This is a genomic window from Polaromonas sp. P2_G11 (assembly GCF_056403595.1).
Genome location: NZ_JBFUFE010000004.1, coordinates 114,676 through 138,676, shown reverse-complemented (window position 1 = coordinate 138,676; position 24,001 = coordinate 114,676). Strand labels below are relative to the sequence as shown.

The 24,001-nt window shown below is 63.0% G+C and carries 19 protein-coding genes; 6 read left to right on the top strand and 13 right to left on the bottom strand.

Going from position 1 to position 24,001, the window contains the following annotated elements; all coding sequences use genetic code 11:
• Positions 1-5: 5 nt before the first annotated feature.
• The gene (locus AC1DWQ_RS14795; protein WP_477670322.1) at positions 6-1,547 is read right to left on the bottom strand and encodes a sensor histidine kinase; all 1,542 of its coding nucleotides are present in this window, start codon (positions 1,545-1,547) and stop codon (positions 6-8) included.
• Between the two features lie 190 nt (positions 1,548-1,737).
• Here AC1DWQ_RS14795 and AC1DWQ_RS14790 point away from each other — a divergent pair, with 190 nt between their 5' ends.
• The gene (locus tag AC1DWQ_RS14790) at positions 1,738-1,914 is read left to right on the top strand and encodes a hypothetical protein (protein ID WP_431099058.1); all 177 of its coding nucleotides are present in this window, start codon (positions 1,738-1,740) and stop codon (positions 1,912-1,914) included.
• Between the two features lie 135 nt (positions 1,915-2,049).
• Here AC1DWQ_RS14790 and AC1DWQ_RS14785 read toward each other — a convergent pair whose 3' ends face one another.
• From AC1DWQ_RS14785 to AC1DWQ_RS14770, 4 genes are all read right to left on the bottom strand, one after another.
• On the bottom strand, positions 2,050-3,051 hold the full coding sequence (locus AC1DWQ_RS14785; protein WP_477670321.1) for a Bug family tripartite tricarboxylate transporter substrate binding protein: 1,002 nt from the start codon (positions 3,049-3,051) through the stop codon (positions 2,050-2,052).
• 405 nt (positions 3,052-3,456) lie between these two features.
• A complete protein-coding gene (locus tag AC1DWQ_RS14780) occupies positions 3,457-4,344 on the bottom strand; it encodes a hypothetical protein (protein WP_477670320.1) in 888 nt (295 codons plus the stop codon).
• An 80-nt stretch (positions 4,345-4,424) separates the two neighbouring features.
• Positions 4,425-7,196, bottom strand: a complete 2,772-nt coding sequence (locus AC1DWQ_RS14775; RefSeq protein ID WP_477670319.1) for an autotransporter family protein — start codon at positions 7,194-7,196, stop codon at positions 4,425-4,427.
• Between the two features lie 730 nt (positions 7,197-7,926).
• On the bottom strand, positions 7,927-8,883 hold the full coding sequence (locus tag AC1DWQ_RS14770) for a LysR family transcriptional regulator (protein WP_477670318.1): 957 nt from the start codon (positions 8,881-8,883) through the stop codon (positions 7,927-7,929).
• Positions 8,884-9,065: 182 nt separating this feature from the next.
• Between AC1DWQ_RS14770 and AC1DWQ_RS14765 the strand changes: the two genes are divergently transcribed.
• A complete protein-coding gene (locus AC1DWQ_RS14765) occupies positions 9,066-9,722 on the top strand; it encodes a hypothetical protein (RefSeq protein ID WP_477670317.1) in 657 nt (218 codons plus the stop codon).
• Positions 9,723-9,874: 152 nt separating this feature from the next.
• Here the strand turns inward: AC1DWQ_RS14765 and AC1DWQ_RS14760 are convergent, their stop codons facing one another.
• A complete protein-coding gene (locus tag AC1DWQ_RS14760) occupies positions 9,875-11,767 on the bottom strand; it encodes a phosphoenolpyruvate carboxykinase (GTP) (protein WP_477670316.1) in 1,893 nt (630 codons plus the stop codon).
• A 494-nt stretch (positions 11,768-12,261) separates the two neighbouring features.
• The gene (locus tag AC1DWQ_RS14755; RefSeq protein ID WP_164483721.1) at positions 12,262-12,429 is read right to left on the bottom strand and encodes a hypothetical protein; all 168 of its coding nucleotides are present in this window, start codon (positions 12,427-12,429) and stop codon (positions 12,262-12,264) included.
• Positions 12,430-12,567: 138 nt separating this feature from the next.
• Here AC1DWQ_RS14755 and AC1DWQ_RS14750 point away from each other — a divergent pair, with 138 nt between their 5' ends.
• The gene (locus AC1DWQ_RS14750) at positions 12,568-13,056 is read left to right on the top strand and encodes a glycine zipper family protein (RefSeq protein WP_477670315.1); all 489 of its coding nucleotides are present in this window, start codon (positions 12,568-12,570) and stop codon (positions 13,054-13,056) included.
• Positions 13,057-13,065: 9 nt separating this feature from the next.
• On the opposite strand, the gene AC1DWQ_RS14745 is transcribed toward AC1DWQ_RS14750, so the two are convergent.
• Positions 13,066-14,268 (bottom strand): threonine ammonia-lyase, encoded by a 1,203-nt coding sequence (locus AC1DWQ_RS14745; protein ID WP_477670314.1) that lies wholly within the window; start codon positions 14,266-14,268, stop codon positions 13,066-13,068.
• A 253-nt stretch (positions 14,269-14,521) separates the two neighbouring features.
• Here AC1DWQ_RS14745 and AC1DWQ_RS14740 point away from each other — a divergent pair, with 253 nt between their 5' ends.
• The gene (locus tag AC1DWQ_RS14740; RefSeq protein WP_477670313.1) at positions 14,522-16,885 is read left to right on the top strand and encodes an ATP-binding protein; all 2,364 of its coding nucleotides are present in this window, start codon (positions 14,522-14,524) and stop codon (positions 16,883-16,885) included.
• Positions 16,886-16,978: 93 nt separating this feature from the next.
• On the opposite strand, the gene AC1DWQ_RS14735 is transcribed toward AC1DWQ_RS14740, so the two are convergent.
• From AC1DWQ_RS14735 to AC1DWQ_RS14715, 5 genes are all read right to left on the bottom strand, one after another.
• Positions 16,979-17,812, bottom strand: coding sequence for a class II glutamine amidotransferase (locus tag AC1DWQ_RS14735; protein ID WP_477670312.1), 834 nt, complete (start codon positions 17,810-17,812; stop codon positions 16,979-16,981).
• Between the two features lie 4 nt (positions 17,813-17,816).
• Positions 17,817-18,560, bottom strand: a complete 744-nt coding sequence (locus tag AC1DWQ_RS14730; RefSeq protein WP_457281767.1) for an amino acid ABC transporter ATP-binding protein — start codon at positions 18,558-18,560, stop codon at positions 17,817-17,819.
• Positions 18,561-18,579: 19 nt separating this feature from the next.
• The gene (locus AC1DWQ_RS14725) at positions 18,580-19,683 is read right to left on the bottom strand and encodes an amino acid ABC transporter permease (RefSeq protein WP_477670311.1); all 1,104 of its coding nucleotides are present in this window, start codon (positions 19,681-19,683) and stop codon (positions 18,580-18,582) included.
• A 1-nt stretch (position 19,684) separates the two neighbouring features.
• On the bottom strand, positions 19,685-20,887 hold the full coding sequence (locus tag AC1DWQ_RS14720; protein ID WP_477670310.1) for an amino acid ABC transporter permease: 1,203 nt from the start codon (positions 20,885-20,887) through the stop codon (positions 19,685-19,687).
• 85 nt (positions 20,888-20,972) lie between these two features.
• Positions 20,973-21,947, bottom strand: a complete 975-nt coding sequence (locus tag AC1DWQ_RS14715) for an amino acid ABC transporter substrate-binding protein (RefSeq protein WP_477670739.1) — start codon at positions 21,945-21,947, stop codon at positions 20,973-20,975.
• 490 nt (positions 21,948-22,437) lie between these two features.
• Between AC1DWQ_RS14715 and AC1DWQ_RS14710 the strand changes: the two genes are divergently transcribed.
• Positions 22,438-22,950 carry a serine O-acetyltransferase gene (locus tag AC1DWQ_RS14710; RefSeq protein WP_457281764.1) on the top strand — a complete coding sequence of 171 codons (513 nt, stop codon included), beginning with the start codon at positions 22,438-22,440 and terminating at the stop codon, positions 22,948-22,950.
• A complete protein-coding gene (locus AC1DWQ_RS14705; protein WP_477670309.1) occupies positions 22,940-23,974 on the top strand; it encodes a glycosyltransferase family 2 protein in 1,035 nt (344 codons plus the stop codon). The genes AC1DWQ_RS14710 and AC1DWQ_RS14705 overlap by 11 nt, the downstream gene beginning before the upstream one ends.
• Positions 23,975-24,001 lie beyond the last annotated feature (27 nt).

The following is a 24,001-nucleotide window of genomic DNA, read 5'->3' as shown; positions in this document are numbered from 1 at the left end:
GGGTGTCAGGCCAACGGCGCCAGCAGGCGCACGGTGAATGTCGTGCCTTGCCCGGGCCGGCTGGTGACTTCAATCTGCCCCTGATGCAGGTCAACGCATTCCTTCACGATGTGCAGGCCGATGCCGGTGCCGGAAATATTGCCGACATTGGTGCCGCGGTGAAAGCTGCCGAACAGGCGCGGCAGGTCGGCTTCCGGGATGCCGATGCCGTGGTCGCTGATGCGCAGGTGAATCTGGTCGCCCACGCCGCGAACGGCAAACTGCACCGGCGTGTCCGGGTCCGAATATTTCAGCGCATTGCCCAGCAGGTTGACCACGATGTGCCGCAGCAACTGCTGGTCCGCCGTGCGCGGCGCGTCCAGGCCGTCGCAGGTCAGCGACACGCGCGCGGCCTGCGGGTTGCCGCGCTCAAGCTCACCCATCACCTGCACCAGCCAGTCGGGCACGGCCAGCGGCGCGGCTTCGAACTGGAACTTGCCCAGCTCCAGGCGGCTGGTCAGCAGCACCTGCTCGACCATGCTGTTCATGCGGGCCACCGCCGTCTTGATCTGCCCCAGCAGCTCCCGGCGTTCGCTGGCCGGAAAGCTGGCCCCGTAGGCATCCAGCAGCTCCACAGACGACAGGATGGCGGCCAGCGGCGTGCGGAACTCGTGCGATGTCACGGCGACAAACCGTGACTTCAGCTCCGACAGCTCGCGCTCGTGCGCCAGCGCCTTGCGCATGTCTTCCTCCGCCTGGCGCTTGCGCGTGACATCGGTCAGGAAGTTGAGCGTGGCGGGCGCGCCCTGCCATTCAAACATCACCGCGCTGATCTCAAGCCAGCGTATGGCGCTGCGGCTGTGCTGCACGCGAAACTGGTAGTAGTTCTCCACCGGCTCGCCGCGCAGGCGCTTCATGTGATTGCTCAGCACCTTCTCGCGGTCGTCGGGGTGGATGAATTCGATAAAGGGCAGGGACTTGGCGGTTTCCTCGTCCAGCGAGGTCAGCTCCAGTGCCTTGGGGTTGGCATACAGGATGCGCCCGGCCGCCGTGACAAGAATGCCCTCGCTGACGTTTTCCACCACCGCGCGGTACTTGGCCTCGGAGTCGGTGCGCCGGCCGATCTCCACACGCAATTGCTTGGAAGTGTCGAGCTGCCAGGTGATGTTGTTGGCCAGGTGGATAACGCGCAGCAACTGCCCCGAAGGGCTGTGCATGGGCAGCGCGCGCTGGCTCAGCCGGGCATTGCCGCCCTGGGGCCGGATGACCCTGTACTCTTCGCTGCGCTTCAGGGGGCTGGTTTGCAGGCTCAGCACCCGCTCGCGGTCTATTGGGTCCACATGCTCCAGCCATTGCCACGGCCGGTCTGCCAGGGTGTCGGCCGACAGGCCCCAGAACGCCTCGAACGCCGGGTTGGTATAGGTGATGCGGCCAGTTTGCGGGTCCCAGGACCAGAGCATCGCGTCAATATTCGAGGCGATCTGCCGCAGCAGCGCCAGCGCCCCGTCCGGCGATGAAGCAGGGGTCTCAGCCGTGGGCAGGGAAGAGGGATTTGGGGGATGGGCCACAGCCCAAGCATAGCCGCCGGCTCCGTGAAGTTTTCCCCGGAAATCACGTAGAAATGACCTGCATGTGCCGCCGCGGAGCACGGCATGCATTTTTTGCATGGGTTTGGGGCCCGGTTAGGCTTGAAACCCTAGGGAAAACCCTTATTCTTCATTCACCGCAACTTTTTCACCCCATGAAGGTGACCCTGACATGTACAGCCTGATTTCCCAGATCGCCCGTTTCCTGCCCGCCGCAACCCGCGTGGCCCCTGTGAACGGTGTGGCCCACAACCTGATGGAACGCGCCGAAGCACGCGCCGGCCGCAATCCGTTGCAGGCCCAGGAACTGCGCAGCGCCGCCTACGCTTACCTCAGCGTGGTTCGCTGAGCCCCCACGCTTCCCCACTTCGAGCCTGCGGCGCGCTGCCCCTTTCCTCACGTATGGGGCCGGCCGCCTTGCGGCTGGCAACGCCAGACCGCGGCTTCAGCTGGTAAAGACGGGGCCTTGTTCGGGCGGATGCGGTCAGAGCTTAACCCCTGCTCCTTTGACGGCGGGCGACAGTACGGCCACCTGCTCCCTGACGAAGCCGGTGAACGCCGCCGGGCTCATGGGCTGGGTGGTGATGCCCAACTCCAGCATCTTCTTTTTGATCTCCGCCGTTGCCAGTATTTCGTTGCAGGCGCTGCTCAGCCGTGCCACGACGTCGGCCGGCATGTGCGCCGGACCGCTCAAACCAAAGAAGTTGTCCAGCACCAGCTTGCGGTAGCCAAACTCCACCACGCTGGGCACATCCGGCACCAGCGGTGAGCGGCTGGCCGACGTTACGGCCAGCGGCACCAGCTGCCCGCTCTTGAAGTAGGGCACAAAAGCCGTCAGCACGTCGATGCCCACGGGGATCACGCCCGCGATCAGGTCTGTCGTCATGGGCGCACCGCCGCGGTACGGGATGTGCACCAGGTTCACGCCCATGGACTTTTTCATCAGCTCGCCGTAAATGTGGCCGATCGAGGCCGGCCCGCCCGAGCCGAAGTCGAGCCGGCCCGCTTTGCGGGCCTGCGCTTCCACATCGGTAATCGTCTTGATGGGCGCGTGCGGGTTGGCCATCACCACGCAGGGGGCGTTGCCGATCAGCGCGATGTGGGTGAAGCCTTCCACCGGGTCATAGGGCTGCTTTTCCAGCGCGAACGGGCCGATGGACACCGGTGTCGAGTTGCTCAGCATCAGTGTGTAGCCGTCTGCCGGCGCCTGCGCCACCACCAGGCCTCCCACGCTGCCGCCCGCGCCCGGCCGGTTGTCGACCACCACCGCCTGCCCCAGCTTTTTGCCTAGCTGCTCGGCCATCACCCGCGCGACGATGTCACTGGCGCCGCCGGCTGGAAAGGTCACCACGATCTTGATCGGCTTGTCCGGCCAGGCAGCCAGGGCCGGCAGCGCCATGGATGCGGCGCCGCTGGCGAGGATCTTCAGCGCGGTGCGGCGCGCAAGTGGGTGTGAGGGCGTTGGGGGGTGTGGGTGGTCTGGCATGCGCGGCTCCTGCGTACAGTTTGTGTGCAAAAGTGTGTGCAAAAACCATGCCCCTCGGCCGCGAGCCGCTTGAATGGGATTGCCCGCGGGCGTTTGGCGTCAGCGTGACGCTACTGAATTAGTAGCGGCTCGCGCCTGTCCTCATTGGTTTACAGCCCGATTGAGGGGGTAAAAAGGCGACTCAGGGGGGCTTTTGACCCTCCAGCCTGCCCCTGGGGTGCCGCAAAAGCCCTGGCGATGCCGGAAACCCCCGTGAAAACCACTGATTTCAAGCACAAAAGATAGCTGAAACCCAATACAGATGGGCGCAAGCAGCTATCTATTTGATAGCGATAGCATGGCAATCTGCCGCCGGCTTCAGCCGCCTCGACAGGGTGCATGCGTGATCCTGCTGCCGGCCCGCGATTACCGCCAAAGCTCCCCATTAAAGGAAACGCTTTTGACCATGTGTTCCTCCAGGTAGGCTTCCTTGTAGGCGGAACGCACGGTTTTCCAGGTTTCGCTGGTCACCGGGAGTTCCGTGCGTGCCGAGATGACGGCGCGAAACGGAATGTGGCCGACACCGGTGAAGGTGGCTTCTGAACGCAGCACCACATTGCAGTTAATGGTCTCTCCCGGCCCGATCAAGCCGCCAGGGCAGATGTCAGCCTGCACATCACTGGCTTTCAGTGCCAGCTTTGTGTTGGGCAGAGGGTTGAGGGTCAGGGCGATGCGCGGCGGGGTCACGCGGACGGCGCGGCGGCTTGCGTTGGTCAGGCTAAAACCGAATGAGACGCTGCGGTCCAGCCACGTGACCTTTTGCTGGAACTTGACCTGCAGGTTCGGCGTCAGCGAGTCCACCAGTTCATCGACCACCTTGACGCGCTCCAGCCGCTTGCGTTCCGCGGCCTGGGCGTCGGGCACCGGTTTCTGCACCGGCTCCGGAACCGGTTCCGCTGCGGCCTTGGGCTGCTGGATCTCGGCCTTCATCTGCTCCATGTTGGCGCGCAATGCCTCGGTCTGGGCCTTGGCTTCGGCGAGCTTCTGTTCAAGCTGCTGCTGGTTCTTCTGGTTCGCGGCCATCAGCTGCTGCATCAGCAGCTGGGCTTCCTTCTGTGCCTTGGCCGCAGGCCGGTCTACCAGGGTGTAACGCGCTGCGCTGCCGGCCACCACAATCGCCAGGCCGATGATCAGCAAAAAAACGATGGTGTCGTATCGGTGGGCGCCGGCGTCCTTGCCGGGTTTCGGTTTGGGTTGGCGCGGCGGGAGAGGCGGCAGGGATGGCGGGATGGGGGGCATGCTTTTGTAAGCCATGAGGTATGCGCGGGTGTGGCTGGATTAAATGTGTTGTGAATCAGGTCGGTCAGGGGTCAACATGCTTTGAGATGCCCGGCTCACCATTTGCCGCGCACCCCCATCAGCAGGGCCAGGTTGCGCTGGCGTGCGTTCTGTTCGGTCTGGAGGTCGGCGAAGAGGTTGAAGTTGTCGTGGATGCGGCCCGAGACGCCGACACCAAGGACCACCGTGTTGGCATTGAGGGCCACGCCCGCGATCTGGAACTGGTAGGGCGTGCCGGCGCCCTGCAGCTGCGCCGTCATCGGGGTGTTGTATTTGCCAAACTCATGCGCCCACGCCACCCGCGGTTCGATCCGCAGCCGGCCCACGTTAAAGCCGGCTTTCAGCCCCAGCATCGATTTGGTCGAGTACACGGTTTGCGCGGCAACCTGCAGGTTGAGCGCGCCGGCGCCCTGCTCGCTGAAACCGTTGGTCTGGTTGCGGCTGAAGGCCAGTGCGGCCATCGGCTGCAGCGTCCAGCCGATCATGTCCAGGTCGTACGTCAGCTCGCCGTAGGCCGTGGCGGTGCTGCTGTCGAAGTTCGACGAGGCCACGCGGCTGATCGGACCGACCACGATGCCGCGGTCCATGTGGTTGCCGTGAAACGCCACGCTGGTCACGCCATTCAGGCGCCATGCGCCATCAGCATAGCCGGCGTACATCGCCAGCGCTGCGCTGCGGGCCCTGCCCAGGTCACCGGAATCAAAGCTGACCCTTGATGTGCCGATGGTCACGGCGCCGCCCAGCATCAAGCCCGGCGACACTTCGGCGTCATAACCCGCGCTCAGGCCGGTGCTGTTCAGGCGGCTGGCCATGGCATTGCCGTCGCTGTCGGTGGTTTGGTGGCTGCCGTAACCGCGCAGCCAGAAACCGCAACCGTCTTCGGCGGCCGGGAAAAGTGCCCTCAGGGCTTCGCGGCCACCGACATCGTCGCTGCCGCAGACTGAGCCCAGGCTGCTTCGGCCCACGCGTGCCTGCAGCTGTTCGCCGAACGCGGCGGTAAAGCTGGGGCCGGCACGGCGCAAGGCCACCAGGTTGGCACCGCCTATGGCATCGAAGGCCGCGAGGGCCTGCGGCACTGACAGGCTGTTGAGGGCGCTGAGCACCGTGCTCATGTCGCCGCTCGCGCTGCCGGAGGCATCTTGAAGTGCGTTGGAGGCCGACTGCTGGTTGGGCGTCATGCCGGGCAGGGTGTTGTAGCCGGTGCTGTTGCGCGCCAGGGTCAGATACACGTTGTTGGGGTCGTAGGTGAGCGACGGCGTCAAAAACGCCAGGTTGGTCGTGAGCCCGCTGAAGACGCCGGTGCGCCCGCCTGTGGCATTGAGGATGGTGTACTGCGTGGTCGGCGAATAGGTGCCGGCGCTGGCCAGCACATTGACCGTGCCGCCGTTGATGGTCAGCGTGCCGGTGGCGTTGGTGCGGTCGTTGCTGCCGGCTGCATCGACCTCCACGCTGTAATTGGAGCCGGCGTTGAAGGTCAGGTTGCCGACCACGGTGAGCGTGCCGATGGAATTGCCCGGCGCCAGCGTGCCGCCCGACTGGATGGTGGTGTTGCGCACGGAACCGGTGCCGCCCAGCGTGCCGCCGTTCTGCACCTGCACGGCAGAGTTGGTCAGGCTGCCGTTGACCGACAGCGTGCCGCCGCTGACGACGGTGGCCCCGCTGTAAGTGTGGGTGCCGGAAAAGGTGACATTGCCGGTGCCGCTTTTGACCACATTGCCGGTGCCGCTGATGACACCGCCAAACGTTCCGTTGCCTGCTTGCAAGAACTCCAGGTTGGCGTTGGTGGTAATCAAGCCCTGCAGGTTGGCGGTGGTGCCGCGCAAGGTGCCGCCATTGATGGTGGTGCCGCCTGTATAGGTGTTGGTGCCAGAAAGAATCACCGTGCCGCTGCCTTCCTTGACCAGCGTGCCGCCTCCATTGATGGAGCCTGCAAAGGTGCCGTTGGTGGTCTGGTCGAAGGTCAGCACGCCGTCGTTGCTGATGACTCCCTGCAGGCTGGTGGTGCTGCCGGTCAGGCGGGCATTGGTTCTGACGAAAGTGCCGCCGGTGTAACTGTTGGCGCCCGTCAGTACGGTGGAGGAGCCGCCGATAGCGAATACCTCGACCCACCCGCTGCCGCTGATTGCGGGGGAGAAGATGTAGGGGGTGGCGTCGTCCTGATTGAACTTGATGCTGGAGCTGGCATTGCCGAAAACCACGGCGCCGGCATCCAGGGTACCGCTGGGCCCGATGTTGCCGATGACCAGCGTCCCGGTGCCCACATTGCCCAGATGCAGGGTGCGGGTGCCGCCTACCGTCACGGTGGCGCCGGTGCGGATGCCCAGGAGCCCGTCTCCATTGTTGCCAACAATGAACTGGTCTCCCGGAGCCAGGCTGGGGGGAGACACGTTCAAGCTGGCGCCGGCGCCGCCGATGAGGATCTGCCCTCCGGTCGCCGTGTCGCCCACGCTCAGCCGCGTGGCCGTAACGCTTCCATTAATCAACAGGGATCCTGCGTTACCCGGCGCTGGCGTGGTGCCCAGCAGGAGCGTGTCGGCGGCCAGGGTGCCGCCGGCGTGGACGACCACCTGGCCGTCTCCCTCCACTTGCAGCGTGCCCACCTGGCCAGCCCCGGTAACGTCCACCTGCTGGTTCGTCGGGACCCTTGCCACGCTGGCGGCTGTAGGCGTGCCGCCACTCCAGTTGGCCGCGTCGTTCCAGTCCTGGGTGCCTGCGGCCGAGAAATCGTTGGTGGCCTGGGCATGGCCGGCATGCGGTGCCATGGCCAGGCCGGCGAATGCCAGCGCCAAGCCAAGTGGCTTGAGGGGAAAGTGCAGGCAGGAATTCATGCGGGCCAGTTTTGGAGTGTGGGTTCAGGCCGTGCCGGTCAACGGAACCCAAAGGCGATTGCCTTGCCAGAGGACATCGCGATCTCGGCTGCAAACGCAGTTAATGATTTAGCTAACATTTTTTAACGTGTGCCTCGCAGTAACTACGGCCTCTGGGAAGGACTCCGTACGGGTGTGATGTCCATGTTTTGACTTTGCTTCACGTTACATTTTTTTGCAAGTAGGCCGTTTGACGACTTATAACGCCTAGAGCATCAAATAGAAGAACTAAAGAATTAATTTGATCTGGCGGCGCCGGTCAGGAGCGGCCGGAGGCTGGCCTGTAGCCCGAAAAAGCGGTGCAACACGCTGGAAATTGCGCCGCAGGGCACCGGATTCGGGCCTTTAAGTGCGCTGTTGCGGTGTCTGCGTTGCGTGCTGGCCACACCACAGCCGGGAGCTGCAGCGGTTTGATCCGGTTGCCACGGCTGCTATCAAATAGCTAGCTCCCTGCGCTTGTCCTTATTGGCCAAAACAGCAATTTGATGGGCAAAAAATGTGTGCTGGAGAAGCGCGCTCCAGTAGCAATGGCCCCCGGGCGACGATTTCTGCACCCAAAACTGCCTGTTTTGGCATCAAAAATGACCCTCGCCCAATACTGACTTGCGCGAGTAGCTATGATTTTTATAGCGCTGTGTAGACGTCTCTTCGGATAGCCAGGCTGGCCAGTCCTTTGGGTGGGTCAGGGGCTTCAGGCCAAAAACGCCCTGTCGGCCGCACGCACCAGCACCTGCCGCAACCACACATGCGCGCTGCGTTGTTGCGAACGCCGGTGCCACAGGGTATCCACGTGCACCGGTGACACGTCAAACGGCAGGGGGCGCAGCACCAGCTGGTCGGCAATGCCCGTCACCCCGACGAAATGCCGCGGCAGCACAGTAAGCAAATTCGAGTTGGCCACCACCCGCCCCGCCGTGAAGAACTGGTTGACCGTCAGCACCACATGCCGTTCCCGGCCCAGGGAGGCAAGGGCTTCGTCGACGAAACCATAGGGCCGGCCCGAAAAACTCACCAGCATGTGGCGCGCCGCGCAGAACTTGCTCAGTGTGAAGGGGCCGGTAGCCAGCGGGTGGTCTTTGCGCATGACGCAGACGTATTCGCCGTCATACAGCCGCTGGTGCAAAAAGGGCAAGGGCTCGCCGCTTTGCGCGCCGGCCGTCAGGTCGGCCAGCACCGAGGGAAAGTAGCCGACCGCCAGGTCGCACAGTTCCTCGTCCAGCAGGCGCCGCGGGTCGCGTGTGGTCAATGGAATCACGCGAATTGAGACACCGGGCGCTTCCTGGTCCAGTGTTTCCACCAGGCCGGGAATCAATTCAGCCGCGGTGGCATCGGCCATGGCCAGCACAAAGATGGTGGTGGCTTCGCCGGGCACGAATTCGTTGGGCACCAGCGACTCCTGCAACTGCTGCAGGGCTTCGCGCACGGCCGGCCAGATCGCCACGGCGCGCGGGGTGGGCGCCATGCCCTGGCCGCTGCGCTGCACCAGCTCGTCGCCCAGGGTTTCACGCAGCCGGCGCAGGGCGTTGCTGACAGCCGGCTGCGTCAGCGACAGGTTGCGCGCCGCCCGGGTCAGGCTGCGCTCAGCCATTACTTCGTCGAACACGCGAAGCAGGTTGAGGTCCAGGGTCCGGAAATTGAGGGGGGTCAAGGGCTTGGGGCGGGTGTTGAAGGGTGAAAAGAAGGTGAAAAGAGGGCGGAAAACCTCAGGTTATCACCAATATGAATGAATCACATCATAAAGATAAAGTTGAATAACATCAGTGGTAACCCTAATATCCCCTTACCCGCTGCAATTTTGGTTCAGCGGAGTTAACCCAAAGGGAGTTCACCATGACCAGCTTCGTCAATATCAAATATTCCACACAGCACCCCGGCGTTGTCCGCGCTGAGTCGGCCTTTGGTGCCGTACGCCAGCTGGGCGGTGCTTTTTCCGGCACCCGCGGGTTGGCCACGCTGCTGTTGTCCGCTGTTGCGGCCGCCGTGATGGTGGTGGCTTATCAGGTGATGGACAGCGTCGCCGAAGGCCACCTGCTGGTCATGTGGATCGGCCTCTGGGCTGTCGCTTTTGCTGTCCTGGCGATTTTCGCCGGCGCTGCGCGCAATGCAGCCGTCAGCCTCAAGGTCGGCCTGGACGCCTGGTCGCGTAGCCTGGCCGAAGCCCGCGCCGACCAGCGCCTGTGGCAAGCCGCCAAGAACGATCCCCGCGTGATGGCCGACCTGCAAGTTGCAATGGCCCGTCAGCAAGTCGCCGTTGAAGAGGCTGTTGCTGCCCCCGCAGCCGTGGTGTCCGCTCCGGCCGGCCTGACACAGCGCGCCCTCCGTCTGGGCGGTGCAGAACTGAAGGCTTTCCTGCGCAGCCAGGCCGACACGAAAGTTGCCGCTGCTGAAGCTGTGGTTGATGAGGTATCTGCTCCAGCCGGTCTGTCACAGCGCGCCCGCCGCCTTGGTGGTGCGGAACTGCGGGCTTACCACCGCAGCTACATCTAAGCGCCAGGCGCCTCTACGCCGCGCCGCTCTTTGCAGCGGCCCACAAAAAAAGCCACCGGATCGGTGGCTTTTTTTTGCCTTGGCGCAGTCACTGCACCAGGAATGAGGCGTACCGCAGGTTGTGCGAAACGCCCCCGCGCGTGGCGTGCCGGTCAGGCGGCCAGGCGGCGCTCGATCGCGGCTTTGGTCTCCTCCAGCTCTTTCGGCAGGTGATGTTCGAGTTGCTTGAACAGTTCGGCGTGCAGCTCCAGCTCTTTCTGCCAGGCGGCCTTGTCGATGCTGGTCACGGTCTTGAACTGCTCGGCGCTGAAGTTAAGGCCGGTCCAGTTCATGTCTTCGTAGCGGGGGCTGACGCCGGTAATGTGCTCGACGCCCTGGCCCTTGCCTTCGATGCGATCGATCATCCACTTCAGCACGCGCATGTTTTCGCCGTAGCCGGGCCAGACAAACTTGCCGTCTTCGCCTTTGCGGAACCAGTTGGCCGTGAAGATCTTGGGCAGTTTGGCGCCGGAGGCTTCCAGCTTCTGGCCCACATTGAGCCAGTGCTGGAAGTAGTCGGCCATGTTGTAGCCGGCAAAAGCGATCATCGCGAACGGGTCGCGGCGCACTACGCCAACCTGGCCGGTGATGGCGGCCGTGGTTTCGGAGCCCATGGTGGCGGCCATGTACACGCCTTCCACCCAGTTGCGGCCTTCGGTGATCAGCGGCACGGTGTTGGAACGGCGGCCGCCGAAGATGAAGGCGTCAATCGGCACGCCGGCAGGGTCGTTCCAGGCCGGGTCCAGCGCCGGGTTGTTGGTGGCGGCCACGGTAAAGCGTGAATTGGGGTGGGCGGCCTTGGCGCCGGTTTCCTTGGCGATCTGTGGCGTCCAGTCCTTGCCCTGCCAGTCGATCAGGTGCGCCGGCAATGCCTTGCCGGGGGCGTCCTGCTCCATGCCTTCCCACCAGACGTCACCGTCGTCGGTCAGGCCGACGTTGGTGAAGATCACGTTTTTGTCCAGGCTGCGCAGGCAGTTGGGGTTGGTCAGCATGTTGGTGCCCGGCGCCACGCCGAAGTAGCCGGCTTCCGGGTTGATGGCGTAGAGGCGCCCGTCCTTGCCGGGTTTGATCCAGGCGATGTCGTCGCCAATGGTGGTGACTTTCCAGCCTTCAAAGCCTGCCGGCGGCACCAGCATCGAGAAATTGGTCTTGCCGCAGGCCGAGGGGAAGGCCGCAGCGACGTGGTATTTCTTGCCTTCGGGCGAGGTCACGCCCAGGATCAGCATGTGCTCGGCCAGCCAGCCCGGGTTGCCGGAACCGTCTTGCGAAGCGGCGCGGCCCATGTTGGAGGCGATGCGCAGCGCAAAGCATTTCTTGCCCAGCAGCGCATTGCCGCCATAGCCGGAGCCATAGGACCAGATCTCGCGCGTCTCGGGGTAATGGACGATGTACTTGGTCTTGTTGCAAGGCCACTTCACATCTTGCTGGCCTTCGGCCAGTGGTGCGCCCACGGTGTGCACGCAGGGGACAAACTCGCCGTCGAGGCCGAGCACGTCAAACACGGCCTTGCCCATGCGCGTCATGATCTTCATGTTGACGGCCACGTAAGGGCTGTCGGACAGTTCAATGCCGATGTGCGCGATGGGTGAGCCAAGCGGGCCCATGCTGAAAGGCACCACGTACATGGTGCGGCCCTTCATGCAGCCATCAAACAGGGGCTGCAGCGTGCTGCGCATTTCAGCGGGCGCCATCCAGTTGTTGGTCGGGCCGGCGTCTTCCTTTTTGGCCGAGCAGATGAAGGTGCGGTCTTCCACGCGCGCCACGTCAGTCGGGTCGGAGCAGGCCAGGAAGCTGTTTGGGCGCTTGGCTTCGTTGAGTTTTTTGAAGGTGCCGGCGTCGACCAGTTGCTGGCACAGGCGCTGGTACTCGGCGTCGCTGCCGTCGCACCAGTAAATGTTGTCGGGCTTGCACAGGGCCACCATGTCGGCGACCCAGGCAATCAGTTTGGCATTCTTGACGTAGGGGGGCGTGTTGAGGTTAAGCCCTTGCATCGCGGGATGGTTCATCGAAAAAACTCCAAAGTTAAAAAGCGTTATTTCGGGAAACGTCGCGCGGCAACCTGGGTGGTTGCGACACGGAGACGTTTATCGGAATAAGGCTTGGAAGCTTCCCTTTGCACAACAAACAAGTCCCGGTCGGCGGGCGGTGCGCAAGCTTCAAAAGTGCTGCGGCGCAATGACAAAAAGCGGCAGCGTGAGGCTGCTTTTCATCTTCCACGGGTCGGCCAGTCAATTCATTTTAAGAAGATCGGCGCGAGTTACCTGTAAGTTACAGGCAAAAGTTATGCATAACCGGCATGAGGTTATGCATAGGCTACACCGGGGTTCCGGCAGTCATGACATCGGGGCGAAGAATGCCGGGACGGTCGTTTCGGCCCGCAATTTCAGGCTGGTTCTTCGATGAACAGGCTGAAGATGGCCGAGAGAGATGGGAGAGGGCACGGAGCCTGGAAACAAAAAAGTCCGCGAGATGCGGACTTTTGGGGTGAAAGCGGGGGCTTTCAGGCCATGTAGATGGCGATAAACGCCAGCAGGAACATCAGCACGCCGCCCACCACGGGCAGAACAATGGGGATCAACGGAACGATCGCGTCGACGGCATCCTGCTCCTGGGCGGGGGTGGCGCTGTCGTGGGCTGCATTGGTGGTGTGGCTGGCTGGACTGGACATGGGGGTGATTCCTGAAATGCTTGAGACTCTTCGCAGATTTTACCCGCATGAAGATGGTTACACGAAGATGCGGGCGACAAAGATGCCCGGCGCCTGGCTTGCGGTACCCTTTGCCATGCTTATTTGTGGAAGGAATACATGAAATCCCCAGCCCATTTCGCGCCTCAGCAGCGGTTCCGTTTTTTCCAGGCCGGTGCCGCCTTGTCCGCCCTGGCCCTGTTGTCGGCATGCGCTTCCGGCGGTCCCAACAGCGCCTCGGCAAAGCCCGTGCTGTATCCCAACGCCACCCTTAACCGGGTAGGTGACGCGCAAGGCCAGGCGGAGGCCAGCGCCTGCATGTCACGGGCGTCGGCCGCCGGGCTCAGCCCGTCGCAAAGCACCAACGAAGTCGGCCGGCGTGCCGGTGAAGGCGCAGCCGTCGGGGGTGTGGCTTCGGCGGTGGGCGCGCTGATCACCGGGCGCGGCGGCGAAGGCGTACTGCGTTCCGGCGCCGCGGGCGCCGCCGTGGGCGGCTCTGCGGGTGCGGTGTCAGGTGCGTTTCACAACGACAAACCCAACAGCACCTACCGTAGCTTTGTGCAGCGTTGCCTGAGCGAAAAGGGCTTTGAGGTGATCGGCTGGAACTAGGGTCTTAGCTTAGTGCTGCTCTGAAGCCTCAAAGCCGGCCATATTCAGTGCCGCCAGCACCTGCTGGATATGGTCGCGCCCGCGTGTCTGGATCACCAGCTCGATCTCCACGTTCTGGGCCGAGAGCATGGTGAAGGCGCGCTGGTGATGCACCTCATCGATATTGGCCCCGGCGTCGGCCACGGTGGCGGTGATCTTGGCCAATGAGCCCGGAATGTCGCGCACGCTGACCTTGATGCGGGCCAGGCGCCCGGCGCGCACCATGCCGCGCTCGATGATGGCCGCCAGCAGCAGCGGGTCGATGTTGCCGCCGCACAGCACCAGGCCGATCTTCTTACCCGCAAAACGCTCCGGGTACTTCAACAGCGCCGCCAGCCCGGCCGCGCCGGCACCTTCGACCAGGGTTTTCTCGATCTCTAGCAGCATGACCATGGCCTGCTCGATATCGCCCTCGTCCACCAGCACCAGGTCGTCGACCAGCTTCGCGATGATGGCCTGCGGGATGACGCCCGGCGTCCCCACCGCAATGCCCTCGGCGATGGTGCTGGTGCCCTGGGGGTGCCGGGTGCCCTTGATGGCGTTGACCATGCCCGGGAAGCGCGAGGTCTGCACACCGATGATTTCAATGCCGGGCTTGATCGCCTTGGCCGCCGTGGCCATGCCGGCAATCAGGCCGCCACCGCCGACGGCTATAACCAGCGTTTCGAGGTCGGGTTGCGCGTGCAGCATCTCCAGCACCACCGTACCCTGGCCTGCGACGATGGCTTCGTCGTCGTAAGGGTGCACGAAGACCAGGCCCTCCCGCTCAGCCAGCGTCAGCGCGTGGGTGCGTGATTCGTCCAGCGTATCGCCGTGCAGCACCACCTCGGCGCCAAAACCCCGGGTGCGTTCGATTTTGACGCCCGGCGTGAAGCGCGGCATCACGATCACCGCCCGTATGCCCAGCCGCTGTGCGTGGTACGCGACGCCCTGGGCATGATTGCCAGCGCTCATCGCGATCACGCCGCGGCGCCGTTCGTCGGCTGAGAGCTGGGCCAACTTGTTACAGGCGCCGCGCTCCTTGAAGGACGCGGTGTACTGCAGGTTCTCGAACTTCAGGTAAATCTGCGCGCCCGTCAACTGGGAAAGCGTCTTGGACTCCACGCAGGGCGTATCGAGCAGGTGGCCCTGCAGGCGCTGGGCGGCTGTTTCTATATCTTTGAGACTGAGCATGGGAATTCCTCTGCGGGGCTATGGTGGGATTGTGCGGGATCATCTTTGCGCATCTTCGCAGGAGTTTCTGTGGTGCATTTCACACGTGGGGGTACAAGTAGCGTCTTCCATGATGCTTCAAGCTGCGTTATGGTGGAGTCTCATTGAACCAGGTCGCATCTGCGGTGCTCATAGCCAGTGAGGCGCCGGTCTTGAAGCAGGGTATCTCACAGGCATGTCTACCAACCGTGTAGTTGCAAAGGGAGGTTTGTCCATGAGCAAGCGTTCCGTTAGCGAGCAGCAGTGGCTGCTGTCCCCCGGGCTGAAAGAGGCGCCGGTGCTGGACCTGATGTGCTCGCATTTCGTGCTGACGCTGGCGGCAAGGCAAGGCGCCAAGTTCAATGTGCGCCGCGACCTCAACAGCCTGCTCTCGCTCTCGGGCCGGCATCTTGTGTGGCCCCTGCCGGCGGTGCAGCGGTTGCGCGAGTTTCTCGGCCGCCGCTGCAAGGACAACGAGTTCTGGCGCGGCCATGAAAGCCTGACCGACACCGAGTTCATGGCGCGCCACGGCGCCTGGCGCGGCCCCTATGAAGAAGGCACGCTGTTCTTCTATCTCGACGAGCATGCGAAGGACCAGCCCAAGGACTTGCTCTCGGTGCTGGCTGCCACCGGCGAATGGCTGACCCAGGCGCTCAAGAAACAATCCACCCTGGTCGAGAAAAACATCGATGCACTGGCCAACCTGCTGCAGCTCAACCGGGCCGAGCGTGCGCTGCTGCTCTACGGCACCCTGGCACGCTACCAGCGCGACCTGCGCTCCCTGCTGGTGGAGTTCAAGGTCAACAATGCCCCCGAGGCGTATGCCGCCATTGCCGATGTGGCCGGCGTGAAGGCCCCCGAGGTTGCCGAAGCGCTGCGCGCCGGCTCGCGCCTGGAGCGCATCGGCATGGTCGAGAACCTGATTTCCGAGCACAACATCACCGACCTTGCGGACCTGATGAAGGTCAGTGAAAAACTGCCGCCCGTGCTGATGCGCGAATACCGCGACCAGAACGAGCTGATGGCTGTGTTTACCCGGCCGGCCGCGCACAGCAGCCTGGGTCTGGCGGACTTCGCTTTTGTGCAGGAGGATGCGCAGGTGCTGGTGTCGCTGCTGCGCAATGCGGTGGCCGGCAAAGAGCAGGGCGTGAATGTGCTGCTTTACGGCCCACCCGGCACCGGCAAGACCGAGCTGGCCAAGGTGGTGGCACAGGCCGCCGGCCTGGACCTGTTCGAGGTCGAATATGCCGACCGCGACGGCAACTCGCTCAGTGGCCGGGACCGCTACCGTTCGCTGCAAATCGCGCAGGTTTTCCTCAAGGGCAGCACGCACTCCGCCTTGTTGTTTGATGAAGTGGAAGATGTGTTTCCGCCGATTTCCAGCGAAGCCGCGCAGCTGATGGCGCGCTCCGAACAATTGCCCGTACCTGCCAGTGGGTCGGTCAGCGGCAAGGCCTGGGTCAACCAGATCCTTGAATCCAACACCGTGCCCACCCTGTGGGTCACCAACCGCATCGAGCAGATCGACCCCGCCTTTCGCCGGCGCTTTGCCTACCACCTCGAACTCAGGTCGCCGCCGCCGGGTGCCCGTGAAGGCCTGGTGCGCAAGACACTGGAAGGTGTTCAGGTCAGCGATGCCTTTGTGGCCAAGCTGACGGCCCGCAAGGGCCTGACGCCCGCGCAAATACGCACGGCTGTCCGGTTTGCGCGGCTGGCCAGCGCGCCCGAAGACGCAGTGGATGCGCAGGTGGACGCAGAAGGCATGCAGGCCATCCTGTCCGGCGGGCGGCCGCTGTTGATGGAGTCGCTGATCGAGCGCCAGCTCAAGAACGCCGACGTGGCGCTGGGCAACCGGGCGGAAGCTTCCGGCCGGCGCAACGCGACCACTTATGACCTTTCCATGCTCAATGTCGAATCCCGGTTCGAGGTGCCGCGTATCGTTGAAGCACTGAAAAGCCGAAGCCATGGCAGCCTGTGTTTTTATGGCCCGCCAGGCACGGGAAAGACGGCATTGGCCGAACACATCGCCAAAGCACTGGATTTGCCGCTCATCATCAAGCAGGCCAGCGACCTGATGAGCAAGTATGTCGGTGAAACCGAACAGAATATGGCGGCGATGTTCCGCGAAGCTGAATCGGAAAAAGCCGTGCTGCTGCTGGATGAAGCGGACAGTTTCCTGCAGGACAGGCGCGGCGCCCAGCGCACCTACGAAGTGACCGAGGTCAACGAAATGCTGCAGGGCATGGAGCGCCATGCCGGCATCTTCATCTGCACCACCAACCTGCTCGAAAGCCTGGACCAGGCGGCGCTGCGGCGTTTCACCTTCAAGATCAGGTTCATGCCGCTGACTCACGCGCAGCGTGAGCAGATGTTTGTCACCGAAGCACTTGGAGGCGATGCCGACCGGCTTGCGGCCCCGCTGCGGGAGAGGCTCGGCAAACTGGTGCAGCTGTGCCCGGGTGATTTCGCGGCCGTGAAGCGGCAGGTGGATATTCTCGCGGCAGAGTTTTCCAGCGAGGAATTTTTGGCCCAGCTGGAGGCCGAGCACCGCATCAAGCCCGAGGTACGCGAAGGGCGGGCCATGGGGTTCATGCAATAAGAACAGGCGCTGTTACAGACGCTCCGTCAGGGCTGGACTGCTATCAAAAGAATAGCTGCTTACGCCCGTCACTATTGGTCTGAGGCCTGATTTTTATACGCAGGCCAGGTTGGCTTCGTTTTTACGCCGTACGTCCTCGCTGACCTTCAGCTGCGCCTGCCGCACGATGCGGCCCCCTTCAATCCACAGCAATTGCCCGGGCTGCAGCTGTTGCCAGTTTTCATTGAGCGTCAGCGGCTGGGTAGCGACGACACACAACCGGTCTTCCTGGACATTGGTTTGGGCAAAGTCGATGCTCAGGTCGGCGTCAACGAGCTTGGCGTGTGAAAACGGCCATTCCCGCACCAGGTAATACAGCCGCGTGGAGCAGTGCGCGAACAGGGCTTGCCCGTTGGAGAGCAGGTAGTTGAATACGCCATACTCGCCCGTGCCTTCGCTCATGCTGCACAGGGTGTCAAACACGGTGTCCAGCGAGCAGGGTTCGCGCGGGCTGATGGCCTTGAGTTTTTCCATCAGGGCGCAAAAAGCGCGTTCGCTGTCGGTGGTACCGACGGACTGGTAGTTGCCGCCAAGAGCCGGAAAGTAATTGATCAGGTCGCCGTTGTGGGCAAACAGCCAGTGGCGGCCCCAGAGCTCACGGGTGAACGGATGGCAGTTCTCCAGGCGCTGCGGATCGCCCTGCGTCGCCTTGCGGATATGGGACACGACATTGCAGGACTTGATGGCGTAGCTTTTGAGCAGCTCGGCCACGGGTGAGGTGGCGGCCGGCTGGCTGTCCATAAAAATGCGGCAGGCCTTGTCTTCAAAAAAGCCGATGCCGAAGCCGTCGCCATGATGGTCCGTCAGACCGCCGCGTGCGGCAAAACCCGTGAATGAAAAGCGAAGGTCTGCGGGTTTGGCAGCATTCATTCCGAGGAGTTGGCACATTCCTCTAGTGTCCCAGAATCTTGGAGAGGAAATCCTTCGCCCGGTCGGTCTGCGGGTGATTGAAGAAGTCCGTGGGCGTGTTCTGTTCAACAATCTGGCCTTGGTCCATGAAGATCACGCGGTCGGCCGCTGCCTTGGCAAAGCCCATTTCATGCGTCACGCACAGCATGGTCATCCCCTGTTCGGCCAGCGAGATCATCACGTCCAGCACTTCCTTGATCATCTCGGGGTCCAGCGCGGATGTCGGCTCGTCAAACAGCATGATTTTCGGCGTGAGGCACAACGCGCGCGCTATCGCAACGCGCTGCTGCTGGCCACCCGACAGCTGCAGGGGATACTTTTGTGCCTGCTCCGCGATGCGCACCCGCTCGAGCTGGTGCATGGCCCGCTCGGTCGCTTCTTTTTTGGACAGGCCCGCCACCCAGGTTGGCGACAGCGTCAGGTTTTCAAGCACGGTCAGGTGCGGAAACAGGTTGAACTGCTGGAACACCATACCGACCTGCCGGCGCACGGCATCGATCGCCTTGATGTCATCACCGAGCACGGAGCCGGCCACGGTGAGCTTGCCTTCCTGGTAGTCCTCCAGCGCGTTGATGCAGCGGATCATCGTGGATTTGCCCGAACCGGAGGGCCCGCAAATCACCAGGCGCTCGCCTTGCTGCACGTCCAGCTGCAGGTCGCGCAGCACATGGAAATTGTTGCCATACCATTTGTTGACTTTGTCAAAGCGGATGATGGGATCACTCATGTTGGTCCTTGTTTTTTTGTCAACGGGCCTTGCCCACAGCCAGCCGCCGCTCTATCCAGAGGCTGTAGCGGGACATGGCGAAGCAGCAGGTGAAGTAAATCGCGGCGATAAAGAGGTAAGCCTCAATCTTGAACGGCCGCCAGTTCGGATCGGACCCGACCGCCAGCGAAAGGGCCCCGGTGAGTTCATACAGCGACACGATGGTCACAAGGGAGGTGTCCTTGAACAGCGAGATGAAGTTGTTCATGATGCTGGGCACCACGGCGCCCAGCGCCTGCGGCAGGACAATCTTGACCTGCGTCTGCCAGTAACCCAGGCCCAGGCTGGCGGCCGCTTCGGTCTGGCCCTTGGAGAGGGACTGCAAACCACCCCGGACGATTTCCGCCATATAGGCCGCGGCAAACAGCGTGATGCCGACGATCACCCGGATCAGCACGTCGGGCGATTTGCCGATGGGCATGAACAGCGGAAACATGAAGCTGGCCATGAACAGCACGGAGATCAGCGGCACGCCACGAATCAGCTCGACGTAGATGACGCACAGGGTCTTGATGGCGGGCATGTTGGAGCGCCGCCCCAGCGCCACCGCCACCGCAATCGGGAAGGCGATCGTCATGGAGATGACCGTCAGCATGACGGTCAGCGGCAGGCCGCCCCACTGGTCGGTGGACACTTTGGAGAGCCCGAACATGCCGCCGCTCATGAGCGTGAAGAACGCCGTCAGGACCACGACCCAGATCAATCCCAGCCAGGGTTTCCAGAACCAGCGGCTGCAGCTTGCAACCACCAGGCCCAGCAGCAAAAAGGTTGCCAGCTCCGGCCGCCAGTGCTCCGTCAGGGGGTAGCGGCCCAACAGGATGATGCGGGCTTTTTCGTTGATCACGCCCCAGCATGCGCCCATGCCGCGTGCGGCCTGGCAGGCATCCGCGTCGGCGGCGGTCACGGCATTGAACACCGCCCAGCGGAGGGCCGACGATGCGGCCCACAGCAACAGGGCGATAACCCCGACCGACACAAGCGCATTGCCGACGCTGGAAAACAGGTTGTTGCGCAGCCAGGGGCCCGGGCCCTCCATCTTGATGGGGGCCGGGCGGGGCGCGACGGGAACAAAGGTCTGGTTCATGTCAGCGTTCCTTGATGGCGGCGCGGCTGTTGAACCAGTTCATCAGCGCCGAGGTGGCCAGCGATGTGGTGAGGTAGATCAGCATGATGATGGCAATGCATTCGACGGCGCGGCCGGTCTGGTTGAGCGAGGTGTTGGCAATCGACACAAGGTCGGGGTAGCCCACGGCAACGGCCAATGACGAATTTTTGGTGAGGTTCAGGTACTGGTTGGTCAGCGGCGGGATGATGACCCTCAGCGCCTGGGGCAGCACCACCAGGCGCATGGAGTGGCCGCGTGAGAGCCCCAGCGACGCGCTCGCCTCGTGCTGGCCCAGTGAGACTGAGGCAATGCCGGCGCGGACCACCTCCGCCACAAAGGCCGAGGTGTAAAGCACCAGCCCGAGCAGCACCGCCAGGTATTCAGGCGACAGCGCGCCGCCACCCTCCACTTGGGTTTCCGTCAGCTTCGGCAGGTTCCATTCGGAAGGCGCACCACCGGCCAGCCAGCCCAGGAGCGCACCGGCCGCGACCAGTCCCAGCACCACCCACAACACGGGACGCGCATGGCCGGTCTGGTCAAAGTGGCGGCGTGCCCGGCGCGCATAAACAAACCCCGCCACACCACCGGCCGCCATGCCGACGAGGGCCAGCGTCTGCCCGAGGTGCCACACCGGAAAGGGATAAGACAGGCCGTTCTTGCTGATATACACCAGGCTGCCGATATGCAGGGCCTGGTCAATGGCCGGCAGGTATTCCGTGAACAGCAGGTACCACATCAGCAGCTGCAGCAGCACCGGGATGTTGCGGAACATCTCGATGTAGCCGTAGCACAGGCCGCGGATCAGGGCGTTTCGCGAAAAGCGTCCCACGCCCAGCAGGGTTCCCAGCACGGACGTGAGCACAATGCCCACCACGGCCACGCGAAGGGTGTTCACCAGCCCCACGAGGAAGGCTTTCCAGTAGGGATCGATCGAGTCGTAATTCAGCCAGCCTTCCCCAATGTCAAAACCGGCGGGCTGAAACAGAAAATCAAAGCCGCTCTGGATACCGCGCGTCTTCATGTTGCTCATGGTGTTGCTCACGAGCAGCCACACGAGGAAGACGATCAGGCTGACGGCCAGGATCTGGTAAACAACGGCGCGCGCCTGCTTGCTGCGCCAGGAAAAAACTCTGCGCCGCAGCGCCGGCGCCGGCCGTGCGGGAATCAGGGAATGCTCGGACATAAGGCGGTTACCCAAGTAAAACGGGCCGCTCGTCAACGGATGGTTGCGAGCGGCCCGTTGCGTTCAGCGCATCGGAAGGAGTCGTTCAGCGCACCGGCATGGCGTACATCTGGCCGCCTTTATTCCATTGGTTGTTTTGGCCGCGCGGCAGTGCCAGGGGCGTTTTGGGGCCGACGTTGCGGTCGAAGATTTCACCGTAGTTGCCGACGGCCTTGACGGCGCGAACCAGCCATTCCTTGTCCAGGCCCAGCAGCTTGCCGGTGTCTTCGCCACTACCGGTCAGGCGCATGACCACCGGGTCTTTGCTTTCCTTGGTCATGGCATCGACATTGGCCTGGGTCACGCCATATTCTTCCGCTTCGATGAGGCCGTAGATCACCCATTTGACAATGGCGAACCATTCATCGTCACCGCGGCGCACCATGGGGCCCAGCGGCTCCTTGGAGATCAGCTCCGGCAGGATCAGGTGGTCGGCCGGTACTTTGGCTTCCTTGTTGCGCACCGAGGCCAGGCCGGATGCATCCGTGGTGTAGGCTTGGCAACGGCCGGAGAAGTAGGCGGCGTTGACGGCTTCCTGCTTTTCAAACACGACGGGCTTCATGTTGAGGTTGTTGGCCTTGGAGAAGTCCGTCAGGTTTTTTTCCGTGGTGGTTCCGGACTGCACGCAGACGGTGGCGTTTTTCAGCTGCTTGGCGCTTTTGATCTTGCTTTTCACCGGGACCATGAAGCCCTGGCCGTCGTAGTAGGTGACGGCGGTCATGTGCAGGCCCAGAGAGGCGTCGCGCGTCAGCGAGAACGTGGTGTTGCGCGACAGGACATCGACCTCGCCGGACTGCAGGGCGGTAAAGCGCTGCTGGGCGTTCAGGGGAACCCACTTGATCTTGCTGGCGTCGCCCAGCACGCTGGCGGCGACGGCTTTGCAGACGTCCACGTCAAGCCCGGTCCAGGCGCCGTTGCTGTCGGCAGAGGAAAACCCGGCCAGCCCGACGTTCACGCCGCAGATGACCTGACCCCGTGCCTTGATGGCGTCCAGTGTCTTGCCGGCATGGGCAGGTGCCATGGCCGCAACAGTGAGGCCGGCCGCTGCAAGGGCGACAAGTCCATGTTTCTTTACGAGTTTGATCACGGGGATTCTCCAGTCAATAAGTAGGTCGACATCAGCACGAACCATGCCAATGGCGGATGCTAGCCCAACTATGGCGGGTACCTCTCAGGGCAAGCCCTTACGAGGCCAAGACAAACCACGGCGAAAGATGCATAACCTTATGCGGGAATACGGCTGACAGGGAACCCCAATCATCCCCGGCACAATGGCCTTCTGACAGTTTGCTTGCGCCGGTGGTACCGCAGCCAGGCAAGTTCCGGGTGAGTCCATTGGTACGAATCTTGCGCCGCATTTCCGCAAGGGCTGAATTTTCTGCTCCGGCTTTTGTCGGGTTCTGATGGACTTGCCGCGGACTTCATCCCCCAAACCCGAGCGGTCTCCGTTGGAGCCTGCGGCCGGGGGAGGGGTTTCACGTCTTGATGCATGTTACGAAAGCTCAATAACAATGGCTTTTCTTGAAGACTTGCGGGTGGCGCAGGAAGGCGTCCTGTCCCTGGGCTTCTGGGCATTGCAGGTGTACCGGCTGGGGCACCTGCGCTACCGGTTTCAGTCCAGGTTGGTGCGTTATCCGCTGGGTGCCGTGCACCTGGTGCTGGCCAAACTGGCTGAAATGTTTTGCGGCGTCACGATAGGTGTCTCGGCCCAAATTGGGCGGCGCCTGGTGATTGAGCATTCCGGTGCGATTGTGGTGCATGGCCGCGCCGTGATCGGGGACGACTGCATCATCCGCCAGGGCGTCACCATCGGCAACCAGCGTATCGACAGGCCGCTCGAGGCGCCGCACATCGGCAACCGCGTCAATATCGGCGCCGGCGCGAAGATCCTGGGGGCTGTACGGATCGGGGACGACGTCGACATTGGTGCCAATGCCGTGGTGATCACGGACGTCCCCGCCGGAGCCCTTGCCGTGGGTGTGCCGGCCCGCATTATTTTGAGGAGCCGTGACGATGCTTCCTGAAGCCAGCGAAACGCCTTGCACGGTCAGCATCGTCATCAAGGCCCTGAACGAAGAAAAGCGCATTGTGGCCGCGGTAGAAAGTGCGCTGGCGGCCGTCCGGATGGTCGGTGGCGAGGTCGTGCTCGCCGATTCCTGCTCCAGCGACCGCACCGTAGCGCTGGCGTCTGCCTATCCCATCCGCATCGTGCAGCTGGCACGCGCCGATGAACGTTGCTGCGGCATCGGTCCGCAGCTGGGGTACCAGCATTCGGCGGGCGAATTTGTGTACATCCTGGATGGCGACATGGAAATGCTGCCCGGGTTTTTGCCGCAGGCGCTGGCCTTCATGCAGGCGCACCCCGACGTGGCCGGCGTGGGAGGGCAGGTTGTTGAGTTGAACACCAGCAGCCTGGAATATGTGGCGCGTGTGGAGCGGGGTCTGGGCCATATGCAGGCAGGCATGGTGGACCGGCTGGACATGGGCGGCCTGTACCGCAGGGCCGCGGTGGAGCAGGCCGGGTATTTTTCAGACCGCAACCTGCACAGCTATGAAGAGTTCGACCTGGCGATGCGCCTGCATGCCAGGGGCTGGAAACTGTGGCGCCTGGGCACCGATTCCGTGCGGCACCATGGCCACGATGCGCCTCCCTATCAGTTGCTGGTGCGGCGCTGGCGCAGCCGCTACATCTGCGGCCTGGGCGAAGTGCTGCGCGCGGCCTGGGGCGAGTCGCACCTGGGGCTGGTGCTCACGCGGGTGCGCGAATTGCGCCTGTATGCTGCCGTACTGATGTGGTGGGCAGTGTTGCTCGCTGTTCTGGTGGTTCCCATGCCGTGGACAGCGCGCATCGGGGCCTTCTCCTGCATTGCAGCGGCACCTCTCCTGTTGATGACATGGCGAAAGCGCAGCGCCACCAAGGCTGTGTTCTCGGTCGTGTCGTGGTGCTTTAACGCCGCTGGCCTGGTACGCGGGTTGTTGACACCGCAGCGCCCTGCGCGGGCCGCCATAGACAGCGTCGAAATCCGCAATACGTCTGGCGCAGCTTAAGCAGCCGGGCGGCCGGCACCGCACGGG